This is a genomic window from Streptomyces sp. NPDC001604 (genome assembly GCF_042893475.1).
GTDB lineage: Bacteria > Actinomycetota > Actinomycetes > Streptomycetales > Streptomycetaceae > Streptomyces.
Window position 1 is genome coordinate 169577 of record NZ_JBIAUY010000004.1, and the last position, 11076, is coordinate 180652.

Annotated in this window: 9 protein-coding genes and 1 tRNA gene; 4 read left to right on the forward strand and 6 right to left on the reverse strand. The window is 71.1% G+C overall.

Annotated elements, in window-relative coordinates; genetic code table 11:
- Nucleotides 1–112 precede the first annotated feature (112 nt).
- Nucleotides 113–1774, forward strand: coding sequence for a hypothetical protein (locus ACFY1E_RS13830; protein WP_389075206.1), 1662 nt, complete (start codon nt 113–115; stop codon nt 1772–1774).
- Between the two features lie 21 nt (nt 1775–1795).
- Here the strand turns inward: ACFY1E_RS13830 and ACFY1E_RS13835 are convergent, their stop codons facing one another.
- Nucleotides 1796–2356, reverse strand: coding sequence for an HIT family protein (locus ACFY1E_RS13835; protein WP_389075207.1), 561 nt, complete (start codon nt 2354–2356; stop codon nt 1796–1798).
- 67 nt (nt 2357–2423) lie between these two features.
- On the opposite strand from ACFY1E_RS13835, the gene ACFY1E_RS13840 reads away from it, so the two are divergent.
- Nucleotides 2424–3080, forward strand: coding sequence for a potassium channel family protein (locus ACFY1E_RS13840; protein ID WP_389075209.1), 657 nt, complete (start codon nt 2424–2426; stop codon nt 3078–3080).
- Between the two features lie 52 nt (nt 3081–3132).
- Here the strand turns inward: ACFY1E_RS13840 and thrS are convergent, their stop codons facing one another.
- From thrS to ACFY1E_RS13855, 3 genes are all read right to left on the reverse strand, one after another.
- The gene (thrS, locus tag ACFY1E_RS13845) at nt 3133–5109 is read right to left on the reverse strand and encodes a threonine--tRNA ligase (protein WP_389075212.1); all 1977 of its coding nucleotides are present in this window, start codon (nt 5107–5109) and stop codon (nt 3133–3135) included.
- 120 nt (nt 5110–5229) lie between these two features.
- Complete coding sequence (locus ACFY1E_RS13850) at nt 5230–6465, reverse strand: hypothetical protein (protein WP_389075214.1); 1236 nt, start codon at nt 6463–6465, stop codon at nt 5230–5232.
- Nucleotides 6462–7028 (reverse strand): DUF4365 domain-containing protein, encoded by a 567-nt coding sequence (locus ACFY1E_RS13855; protein WP_266953551.1) that lies wholly within the window; start codon nt 7026–7028, stop codon nt 6462–6464. Before ACFY1E_RS13855 ends, ACFY1E_RS13850 begins: the two co-directional genes overlap by 4 nt.
- 168 nt (nt 7029–7196) lie before the next feature.
- Here ACFY1E_RS13855 and ACFY1E_RS13860 point away from each other — a divergent pair, with 168 nt between their 5' ends.
- On the forward strand, nt 7197–7922 hold the full coding sequence (locus ACFY1E_RS13860; RefSeq protein WP_389075218.1) for a 3'-5' exonuclease: 726 nt from the start codon (nt 7197–7199) through the stop codon (nt 7920–7922).
- A gap of 53 nt (nt 7923–7975) precedes the next feature.
- Here the strand turns inward: ACFY1E_RS13860 and ACFY1E_RS13865 are convergent.
- Both ACFY1E_RS13865 and ACFY1E_RS13870 read right to left on the reverse strand, forming a co-directional pair.
- A tRNA-Val gene (locus ACFY1E_RS13865) sits at nt 7976–8047 on the reverse strand.
- A 39-nt stretch (nt 8048–8086) separates the two neighbouring features.
- Nucleotides 8087–8533: an SRPBCC family protein gene (locus ACFY1E_RS13870; RefSeq protein ID WP_389075221.1), complete on the reverse strand. Its 447-nt coding sequence runs from the start codon at nt 8531–8533 to the stop codon at nt 8087–8089.
- A 124-nt stretch (nt 8534–8657) separates the two neighbouring features.
- On the opposite strand from ACFY1E_RS13870, the gene ACFY1E_RS13875 reads away from it, so the two are divergent.
- Nucleotides 8658–11021 carry an SCO7613 C-terminal domain-containing membrane protein gene (locus tag ACFY1E_RS13875; protein ID WP_389075223.1) on the forward strand — a complete coding sequence of 788 codons (2364 nt, stop codon included), beginning with the start codon at nt 8658–8660 and terminating at the stop codon, nt 11019–11021.
- The last annotated feature ends 55 nt before the right edge of the window (nt 11022–11076 follow it).

Sequence of the window (11076 nt, forward strand, 5' to 3'; positions counted from 1 at the left end):
ATGACCTGATCAAGTTGTCGGACCAACTCCGTGACGACCTGATCAACAGGTGTGCGGAGCAAAGAAGTCGGGAAAGCCGCAGAAGCGACGTCGGCGGCGATCGGGGGCGGGAATGACCGTTGAGAGCGGCTACGGGGACATCTTCGGTCCCCAGGTGCCCCGCACGGGCAACGAGGGCCAGACGGCCACGTTCGCGCTGGCCTCCGCGGCCTACCGGGACAACCCGGTCGCGGACATCAAGAAGGCGGACAACGAGTGGCATCAGACCACCATCAAACCCGGCCTGAAATGGGCCAGGATATTCCGGCCCAACCTGGGTGAGGCCTTCTCCCGGGCGGTGGTGGACCGCATGGTGGGAGCCGGCCGCAAGCCGCTCATCCAGTCCTTCGGCGCCGAGCCCCCGGTCGTCGTCGAGCACTGCCTGGCGGCGAACAACATCCGCAAGGACCGGGACAATCTGCTGAGCATCGTGATGGTGCTGTGCGGTCTGCTGTTCCTGCCCGGCCTGCTCGTCTGGCTGCTGGTCTTCTCGATCCGCACCACCGTCGCCAAGCGCGACGACAAGCGGGCCGGCGCGCTGGCCACCACGCTGCTGGTGGCGGTGGGCGCCCTCGCCGTGATCTTCCTGATCCGCATGCCGTTCACGGGCTTCTGGGCCTGGTATGCGCGAGCCTCGGTGATCATGCCGGTCATCGGCTGGTTCTGGGCCCGGCAGATCTGCGAGCGGACGGCGAAGGACCTGCGCGAGCGCTGGGACAGCCTGCTGGCGGGCAGCAGCATCGGGGCCAAGGTGCCCGAGGCGGTGCCGACCAGCCCGGGCGAGACGAAGGCGGACGCGCTGCGCCAGTCGCTGGCCAAGCTCAGCGCCGAGCAGCAGTCCAACTCGGTGTTCTACGCCGGTCCGAAGGGCATCCTCGGGATGGGCACCCGCTGGGGCAGCTGGCAGCTCGCGGAGGACCTGGTGCCGGCCGACCCGACCCGGGAGATCCACCCCTTCCGCAGCTGGGACGTCATCCGCTCGATCCACGACCAGCTGCGCATGCTGGAGCGGAACACGCTGAACACCGGCGGCTTCCCGACCCCTTCCGTACGGCACTGGATCGTCACCCCGATCGGCGAGGGCGCCAAGGAGGTGTCCAGGCCCGAGGGCACGGACGTGGACGCGTACCAGGTCAAGTCGCACGCGATACAGGACATCTGCAACAAGCAGCAGTTCGGCGCGGGCGACCGGCACTATCTGGGCGTGCAGTGGACCCTGTGGGACGGGCAGCTGGTCATCACCATGATGATCACGGTGACCGTGCTGCACGAGACGCTGCGCATCGAGGTCACCGGGCATGCGCTCGGTCCCGTGAACTCACTGTTCACCAGCAAGCCCGAGGCACCGACGAAGGAGGTCCAGAAGTCGTTCAAGCCGTGGGAGACCCGGAAGGTGTCCCTCCCGCTGGTCACCACCGACGAGGTCGTACGACTGGCCGTGCGCGCCCCGATCTCCTGGTACCCGCCCCTGCTGAACTGGCTGGGCGGCACGATAGTCCTGCCCGAGCCCTTCGGCCTCCGCCACGCCTGGGCCGATCAGCCCTGGCGCCACCGCTTCATGGCCGACGATGCCCTGCGCGCCGCCACGCCGGTGCTGCGGGTGGTGCACGCGGCGGCGATACGGGTCCTCGAGGAGAACGGCGTGGACACGGAGAAGTTCGGCACGAGGTCGGCGTTCCTGAGCACACAGGTCCAGGACCCCACGCCCAAGAAGGCGGACGTGTACGAAGCGTAGGAGGTGTACGACGCGGAGGGCTTACGCCGAAGGCCAGGCCTCCGCCAGCATCTTCCTGGTGTCCGCCAGCAGCTGCGGCAGCACCCTCGTGTGGCCGACGACCGGCATGAAGTTCGTGTCGCCACCCCAGCGCGGGACGATGTGCTGGTGGAGGTGGGCCGCGATACCGGCGCCTGCGACCGAACCCTGGTTCATGCCGATGTTGAAGCCGTGGGCACCGGAGGCGGTCCGCAGGGCCGTCATGGCCTGCTTGGTGAGCGCGGCGAGCTCGATGGTCTCGGGGACCGTGAGATCCGTGTAGTCGGCGACATGGCGGTAGGGGACGACCATGAGGTGACCCCCGTTGTACGGGTACAGGTTGAGCACGGCGTAGACCTGCTCACCGCGCCGGACGACCAGCCCGTCCTCGTCGGACTTGGCCGGGATGGAGCAGAAGGGGCAGCCGTCGTCGGCACCGGGGCCGGTCGGCTTGTTCTCACCCTGGATGTAGGCCATCCGGTGCGGCGTCCACAGGCGCTGGAACGCGTCCTGGACCCCTACCCCCAACTGCTGCTCCGGCTCACTCGTCATGCCATGCAGCATATGGCGTCGCCCGTTCGCGGCGTGTCGGCGGGGTTGTGCGAAAAGCGCGCCGGGCCAAGCTGGGCCGGTGGACGATGACACTCGCGCAGCCCGCTGGGAGCAGCGGACCGAGCTTCCGCTCGCCGTCGCATCGCTGGCCTTCCTCGCCTCGTATGCGATCCGCGTCCTGGCACCCGGTCTGACGGACCCCGTGCAGGAGCTGGCGCTCGCGGTGCTGCTGATCTGCTGGGCGTTGTTCGCCTTCAACTACGCGGTGCTGTGGCGGCTGAGCGGGCAGGGGCACAGGTTCGTACGGAAGCACCTGCTGGACACGGCGGTGGTGATCCTGCCGCTGCTGAGGCCCCTTCGGATCGTCAAGGTCTACGAAGCCGTACAGCGGCGGCACGGCAAGCCCCGGCTCGCGCTGCACGCGCGCGTGATCGCGTACTCCGGGCTGGCGACGGTCCTGCTCGGCTTCGCCGGGGCTCTCGCCGTCTACCAGCAGGAACGTGGGGTGAAGGGCGCCTCGATGCGGACGTTCGGGGACGCCGTCTGGTGGACCTGCGAGACCCTCACCACCGTCGGCTACGGCGACATCACCCCGGTGACACCGCTGGGACGGCTGATCGCGGTCGGGATGATGGCCGTCGGGCTGGCCCTGCTCGGCGCGGTGACCGGCACCTTCGCCTCCTGGCTGCTGCAGGTCTTCGCCCGCGAGGACGACGAAGGGCCCCTGGGAGGCTGAACCTCCCGGGGGCCCTCGGACACCGGCGGACCAGGCCGGCCGGACCGGACGGTCAGACCTGCGTCCGGTCCTCCACGACCTTGGCGATCTTCGCGATGGCCTCGTCGAACGGGATGCCGTTCTCCTGCGAGCCGTCGCGGTAGCGGAAGGAGACGGAACCGGCCGACATGTCCTCGTCGCCCGCGATGACCATGAAGGGCACCTTCTGCTTCTGGGCGTTGCGGATCTTCTTCTGCATGCGGTCGGAGGAGGAGTCGACCTCGACCCGCAGGCCCTGCTTCTTCGCGGCCGCGGCGAACTTCTCCAGGTACTCCACGTGCCCGTCACCGATCGGGATGCCGACCGCCTGGACCGGGGCCAGCCAGGCCGGGAAGGCGCCCGCGTAGTGCTCCAGGAGCACCGCGAAGAACCGCTCGATCGAACCGAACAGCGCGCGGTGGATCATGACCGGGCGCTGCTTGGAGCCGTCCGGGCCCGTGTACTCCAGGTCGAAGCGCTCCGGCAGGTTGAAGTCGAGCTGGATCGTCGACATCTGCCAGGTGCGGCCGATCGCGTCCTTGGTCTGGACGGAGATCTTCGGGCCGTAGAAGGCGGCGCCGCCCGGGTCGGGGACCAGGGGCAGGCCCTGCTTCTCGGCGACCTGGCGCAGCGTCTCGGTCGCCTCCTCCCAGACCTCGTCCGAGCCGACGAACTTCTCCGGGTCCTTGGTGGAGAGCTCCAGGTAGAAGTCGGTCAGACCGTAGTCGCGCAGCAGGCCGAGGACGAAGGTGAGCGTCTTGTCGAGCTCCTCCGACATCTGCTCACGGGTGCAGTAGATGTGCGCGTCGTCCTGGGTGAAGCCGCGGGCGCGGGTCAGGCCGTGCACGACACCCGACTTCTCGTACCGGTACACGGTCCCGAACTCGAAGAGGCGCAGCGGCAGTTCGCGGTAGGAGCGGCCGCGCGCGTCGAAGATCAGGTTGTGCATCGGGCAGTTCATGGGCTTGAGGTAGTAGTCCACGCCCTCGTCGAGCTGCATGGGCGGGTACATGCCCTCGGCGTACCAGTCCAGGTGCCCGGACGTCTCGAAGAGCTTCCCCTTCGTCGCGTGCGGGGTGTAGACGAACTCGTAGCCCTCCTCCTCGTGCCGGCGGCGCGAGTAGTCCTCCATCACGCGGCGGACGATGCCGCCCTTGGGGTGGAAGACGGCGAGGCCGGAGCCGATCTGCTCCGGGATGGAGAACAGGTCGAGTTCGCTGCCGAGCTTGCGGTGGTCGCGCTTCTCGGCCTCGGCGAGGAAGTCGAGGTAGCCCTTGAGCTCGTCCTTGGAGGGCCAGGCGGTGCCGTAGATGCGCTGGAGCATCGGGTTCTTCTCGCTGCCGCGCCAGTAGGCGGCCGCGTTGCGCATCAGCTTGAACGCAGGGATGTTGCGGGTGGAGGGCAGGTGGGGACCGCGGCAGAGGTCCTTCCAGCACAGCTCGCCGGTCTTGGCGTCCAGGTTGTCGTAGATCGTCAGCTCACCGGCGCCGACCTCGACGTCCGCGCCGTCGTCGCTCGACGCCGAGCCCTTGAGGCCGATCAGCTCCAGCTTGTACGGCTCGTCCGCCAGCTCCTCGCGGGCCGCCTCGTCGGTCACCACACGACGGGCGAACCTCTGCCCGCGCTTCTGGATCTCCTGCATCTTCTTCTCGATGGCCTTGAGATCCTCGGGCGTGAACGGCTTCTCGACGTCGAAGTCGTAGTAGAAGCCGTCCTTGACCGGCGGGCCGATGCCCAGCTTGGCCTCGGGGAACAGCTCCTGCACGGCCTGTGCCATCACATGCGCGGTGGAGTGGCGCAGGATGTTCAGGCCGTCCTCGGAGGAGATCTCCACCGGCTCCACGACCTCGCCCTCGGCCGGCGCGTAGGCGAGGTCCTTGAGCTCGCCGCCCACGCGCGCGGCGACGATCGAGCGCTCGCCGGCGAAGAGCTCGGCGGCCGTAGTGCCCGTCGTCACCACGCGCTCTTCCCGCTCGGAATCGCGTTGGATGATCACACGGACGTCTGACACCGGTCTCTCCTGACTGAAGGTGGTTGCGGCGCCATACCAGGAGCGCGCGCAATAGGGGATCGTACCGACCCCGACCCGCCGACCGCGAAACGGTTGCCCTTCGTGCAGGCACGCCCGCGCTCAGTCGTCGTCCTCCCCGCTGCAGGCCTCTTCGAAGAAGTCCCCCTTTTCGGCGTGCTCCTGCATCGACTTCATGAGCCGGTCCCGCTCCGCCTCCTCCACCTGCACCGGTGCGACCCCGCCCGCCCCGGTCAGCCGCCGGAAGCCGCCCCGGCTCTCCAGCCGCCCGTGCAGCCGCACGGGCAGCCCCACGAGGTGGGCGTGCCCGGCGATGCGGTAGTCCTCCTCGTCCAGTGTGATCCGGACGTGCGGCACCTCGGCTCCCGCGATCACCCGCAGCCGTACGCTGCCTTCCCCACGCGGTCCCGACCTGCGCATCCGCACCACCGTGCCGGTGATCCGCACGGGCACGGACGGCTCCTCGCGCAGATAGCGGGCGCCGGCCTCCCGCAGCACGGGCAGGTCGCCCGGTGAGAACTCCACCGGCTCGAGACCCGCCACGCAGTCCTCGGGAACCCCGGCGGCCGGTGCCCACTCGACGGCGATCCTGGCGCCCTCGGTGCCGCGCACGAGGGCGATCAGCGCCTCGGTGAGTTCACGGCTCACGCCCGCCTCGACGGCGCCGTCGAAGGCGTCCATGCCGCCGGTGGCCCGCTGGTAGTCGATGGCCTCGCGGGCGGCGTACAGGGCCTGGTGGAGGCGTACGGGGAGCTGCCGTCCGGTGCCGACGGGGACGAAGGCGGTCAGCCGGCCGCCGCCGGTCGCGGAGCCGACCAGGACGCTCTCCAGGAGTGCGGCAGCGGCACGGCGGTGCCGGGCGCCGTAATAGCCCGCACGCGCGCGCGTGGCGAGCGCTCCGGCGAGCAGCATCTGACGGGCGCAGGCGCGCAGCTGCTCCTCGACCACCCAGGGCGCGGAGCCGGCGGGACCGCTCGGCGCATCCCGCCACCAGCGGATCTCGTCGCTGGGCACGGCGAGCCCGACCAGCACCTCGCGGGCGGAGGGCGTGCCGCTGCGGGTCAGCGCGACGAGCGCCTCGCCGAGCAGGTCGTCGCTGTCGGGGAAGGCGCGGCTCTCGGGGACGAGCAGGCTGGTCCCGCCGCCGCCGGGGCCGGGCGGGGTCCAGCGGCCGTAGCGTCCGGCGGCTCCGCCGCGCCGCTCCCAGCCGTGCCGGTGCAGCAGGGCGCTGAGCACGGCGGGGTCGACCTCGTCGGGCTCGGGGGGACGGTGCCAGGAGGCCTCGACCGGGTGCGGCCTGACGGGCCGCAGCGGCTCCTCCAGCGGGCGGTGCGTCATGGTCTGCCTCCGGCCCCGACCCGCGTCATGATCTCGCACAGCGCCCGGTCGTCGAAGATGCGTGAGGTCGGTATCCGCACGGTGGTCCGGGTCCGCCCGGTGACCGGCTGGCCGGCCAGGTTGACCCAGTAGCAGCAGTGCCGCAGGTCGAGACGGTCGTGGCTGGCGCGCAGCCAGTCGTCCTGGGATCTCGGGACGAGCATCACGACCAGGATCTTGTGCACCGAGACGGGGGTGCGCGCGAGCTTGCGCAGATGGTCGTTGTCGAGCGTGAAGGAGAAGAAACGCCCCGGCGGGTTCGGCGCCACCTGGTACGTGCACTTCAGCTGCACCTTGATGGTCACCTCGTCGTCGACGGTGTGGCCGGGCGAGCCGTGACTGACGTGCCAGTCGATGCCGTTGTCCGGAAACGGCTGCGACAGCGAGCAGCCGGCCGCCGCGGCGACGGCGTGCAGATAACCCACCTGCAGTGTCTCCATGCAGGCGGTGGTGGCGAGTGTGCCGCGAAGGGGGCCCGCACGTTCGGGCAGCAGCCCGCCCCGCTCGGGCTGCGCTATCGCCATGACCAACAGCCTTCCACGCCAAGTGATTCCCCGCTGAGGGCCTCTGAACTGCAAAGACCCGTACTCCTGTTGTGTCCTTCCGGCGTACGGCGCAAACAGCCCGGGTATCACCAAACAGGCAGAAGACGGGACGTCAGCTGCCGTGGGTGAACGAGGAGTTGTGTAGGCATGACGACCTGGTACGAGGGGCCCCTGGCCGCCTTCGACACGGAGACCACGGGTGTCGACGTCGAGACCGACCGCATCGTGTCGGCCGCCGTCGTCGTCCAGGACGCCCCGGGCAGCCGGCCCCGGATGACCCGTTGGCTGGTCAACCCGGGTGTGCCGGTGCCGGAGGCGGCGACGGCGGTGCACGGGCTGACGGACGAACACCTGCAGCGCAACGGCCGCTGGCCGGCGCCGGTGATGTACGAGATAGCCGAGGAGCTGGCGGAGCAGGCGGCGATGGCCCGTCCGCTCGTGGTGATGAACGCGCCGTTCGATCTGACGCTGCTGGACCGCGAGTTGCGCCGCCATCGCGCCTCCTCGCTGGACCGCTGGTTCGAGACGTCGACGCTGCGGGTGCTCGACCCGCGGGTCCTCGACAAACACCTGGACCGCTACCGCAAGGGCCGCCGCACCCTGACCGACCTGTGCGCGCACTACGGCGTCACGCTGGAGGGTGCGCACGACGCGGCGGCGGACGCCCTGGCCGCTCTGGACGTCGTACGGGCCCTCGGGCGTCGTTTCGCCGCCCGGCTGGAGCGCCTGTCCCCCGCCGAGCTGCACGCCCTGCAGACCACGTGGCACGCGGCCCAGGCGCGCGGCCTTCAGGCGTGGTTCGCGAAGAGCGGCACGGAGGAGATCGTGAACACTTCGTGGCCGCTGCGGCCGGATCTTCCGGCGGCGGCATGAGACGCGGGGGCATGAAGAAGGCCGGTCCGCTGCTGCGGACCGGCCTTTCCCGGTGGGCGATACTGGGTTCGAACCAGTGACCTCTTCGGTGTGAACGAAGCGCTCTCCCACTGAGCTAATCGCCCGGGAACGCACTGAACCATACAGGTCTTCACGGGTTTCCTTCAAACCGCTTCCAGGTACGCGACCAGGCCTCGCCGTCCGGCCCGCATCATCAGCCGGTGGTTGGCGCGGAACACCGGCCGGCCCGGCACGGCGAACCGCCTGAGCAGCGGCTTGTGCACGACGACGGCCTGCTCGAAGCGGGCGAGGGTGCCGGCGCCCCCGGCGGTGATCGTCCAGCGCGCCCAGCCCTCGATGTCACCGGACAGGGCGATCTCCAGGACACCCGCGTCGGGGTCTCGGCGCGTCTCGCGGGCGGTGAAGTGCAGGTCGTACGGGAGGAGGGAGCGGATCCGGACGACGCCGGTGGTGTCGTCGAGCCGGGTCACCTCCCGCACCTGGGGCCACCAGCGGGGGTACTCCTCGGCCCGCTCCAGCACCTCGTACACGGTGGCGGGCGGGGCGGGCAGGGCCCAGAGGCTTCGGAAGCGGTAGTGCGTCCAGTCCATGGCGGGAGTCTGCCCGTACCCGGGGCGTTCGCCCTCGCATCCGAGCCGCGGTGGCGGGATCTGAGTATGCGGGTGAGTACCTGCACTCATGCCGTACGACGTGACGCGGACCACACTCCGAGGCATGACGCATGTTCCGCCCCCGGCCGAGGAGTTGCGGCTCCTCGACGCCGAGCTCTGGCAACTGGACGCCCGCCGGGCCCAGTTGCTCCATCGCCGTGCCTGGCTGGTCGCCGCGCTCCAGGCGGCGCACCCCGTGCACCAGGCACCGCAGGCGCCCGTAGAGGCGTCTCGCCCGGAGGCCACCGCACCCGGCGTGCAGAACCTTCTGCTGCTGCTCGGCGGGGTCCTGCTCACCGTCGCCGCGATGGTGTTCACGCTGGTCAGCTGGGGGGAACTGGGGATCGCGGAACGGGCCCTCGTGCTCGGTGCGGTCACGGTGGCCGCGCTCGGTGCGCCGTTCGTCCTGCTGCGCCGCGGGCTGCGTTCGACGGCCGAGTCGGTGGCCGGTCTGGGGCTGGCGGTGACGGTGCTGGACGCGTACGCACTGCAGCAGGTCGCCTTCATGGGCACGGACGGAGCGGGATACACGGCCGTCGCGTCGGCGCTGCTGGCGGGGCTCTGGGCGGCGTACGGTCTGCTGCCGCGTGCGGCGGAGCTGCGGCTGCCGCTGCCCGCCGCACTGGCGGCGGCCCAACTCCCGCTGTTCTTCTGGGCGCTCTCGGCCGGCGCAGGGTCGTCCGGGATCGCCGCCGCGCTGCTGGTGACGGCCGGGTTCGACACAGGTGTGGCGCTCCGGGTGACCACCAGGTCCGTACGCGTCCTCGCCGCCGTCGGCGCGTACGGCACGGGCGCCCTGGGTGCACTGACGGCCGGCTGGCTCTCGTGGGATGCAGCCGGTCCGGGCGCCGCCGCCCGTGCGGCGGCGCTCCTCACCCTTGCGGCGGCGATCGCGCTGGTCGCCGCCTGGCGGCTGCCGAAGCCGGCCGTGGCGTCGGGCAATGCCGTGCCGGGCGGGCTGCTCCTGGTCGTTGCGGTCGGCGGCGTGCTACGGGTGGCGCTTCCCGCCGGGTGGACCGTACCGGGGTACCTGGCCTGTGGTGTCGCCCTGTTGGCGGCCTTGCGGGTGCGGCTGCCCGAGCCTGTGCGGCGGGGGCTCGTCCAGGCCTCCGCGGCGGTACAGGCGGTCGCCGTCGCCTGTGCGCTGCCGCTGGTCGTGGTTTCGCTGCTGGGCCCGCTGGGCTGGGCGGACCGCTGGTGGACCGGTGCGCCCTCGGACGCGCGGGCCGCGGTGGCCGTCCACATGCCGTGGCCGCCGTATCCCGGTCAGCTGCTCCTCGGCCCGGTGGTCGTCGCGGCCGTGCTGGCCCTGCTGGTCCGCGGCGAGACCCGGCGGCCCCAGGCGCTGACCGGCGCGACACTCCTCGCCTGGGCCACCGTCATGACGCTGCCAGCGGTCCTCCAACTCCCCTACTCCGCGGCCCTGTTGCTGCAGAGTGCCGTGACCGGAGCCGCCCTCGCGGCGGCGGGCTTCCGGCTCCTGCCCGTGACCGGCACCGCGCTCGCCCTGGGCGGTTCGGTCTCCCTCGCCTTCCTCTCGCTGGCCTCCCAGACGGCCACGCTCACCGTGCTGTCCGTCCTGACGGCACTGTTCGCCGTTGCCTCGCTACGGCCGCACCTCGCGCCTTTCACCGCCCCGGCCGCGCTGGTGTACGCAACCGCCCTTGCCTGCGGGACAGGTCTCGCGGCCGACTGGCGACCGCAGCACACGGCGCTGCTGGTCCTGGTGGTTCCGGCGGCAGCGGCCCTGCTCGCCGCGCGCCTCGGCGACAGCCACGCGCGCGTGCCGGTCGAAGTGACCGGGGCCGCCGCCGGGCTGCTGGCCGTCGGCCTCGCGATCACCGCCCCGCCGATGCTCGCCCTGGTGCTTGCCCTGTGCGGAGTGATCGCGGCGGGCACGGCGGTACGCTCCGACCGCCGCCCCGCAGGCTATGCGGCTGCCGCGCTGTTCCTGCTGGCCGGCTGGGTCCGGCTGGCCGCCTGGGACGTCGGCATCGTCGAGGCGTACACGCTCCCCGTCACCGTCCCGGCGCTGTGTGTCGGCGCCTGGCGCAGGTCCCGCGATCCGCAGGCTTCGTCGTGGACGGCGTACGGCGCCGGACTGTCCGCCACGCTGCTGCCGAGCCTCGCCGCGGCCTGGAACGACCCGCACTGGACGCGCCCGCTGCTGCTCGGCACGGCGGCCCTCCTGACCACCCTGCTGGGCGCCCGCCACCGCCTCCAGTCCCCTCTCGTCCTCGGCGGTTCGGTACTGGTCCTCGACGCCCTGCACGAACTGGCCCCGTACCTGGTCCAGATGACGGGCGCGCTCCCCCGCTGGGTACCTTTCGCCCTCGCGGGCCTGCTCCTGCTGGCGCTAGGGGCCACCTACGAACGCCGACTCAGGGATGTCCGCCGAGTACGGGACATCTTGACGACCATGAACTGAAAGCGCCCCAAAGGGCGCGGGGCGCTGTCAATGTGCGGCTCCGCCGCGTGGGCGC

Coding starts and splice junctions, on each gene's coding strand:
- ACFY1E_RS13830 (WP_389075206.1), top strand. CDS start 113: ATGACCGTTGAGAGCGGCTACGGGGACATCTTCGGTCCCCAGGTGCCC.
- ACFY1E_RS13870 (WP_389075221.1), bottom strand. CDS start 8,533: ATGGACTGGACGCACTACCGCTTCCGAAGCCTCTGGGCCCTGCCCGCC.
- ACFY1E_RS13850 (WP_389075214.1), bottom strand. CDS start 6,465: ATGACGCACCGCCCGCTGGAGGAGCCGCTGCGGCCCGTCAGGCCGCAC.
- ACFY1E_RS13835 (WP_389075207.1), bottom strand. CDS start 2,356: ATGCTGCATGGCATGACGAGTGAGCCGGAGCAGCAGTTGGGGGTAGGG.
- ACFY1E_RS13875 (WP_389075223.1), top strand. CDS start 8,658: ATGACGCATGTTCCGCCCCCGGCCGAGGAGTTGCGGCTCCTCGACGCC.
- ACFY1E_RS13855 (WP_266953551.1), bottom strand. CDS start 7,028: ATGGCGATAGCGCAGCCCGAGCGGGGCGGGCTGCTGCCCGAACGTGCG.
- ACFY1E_RS13860 (WP_389075218.1), top strand. CDS start 7,197: ATGACGACCTGGTACGAGGGGCCCCTGGCCGCCTTCGACACGGAGACC.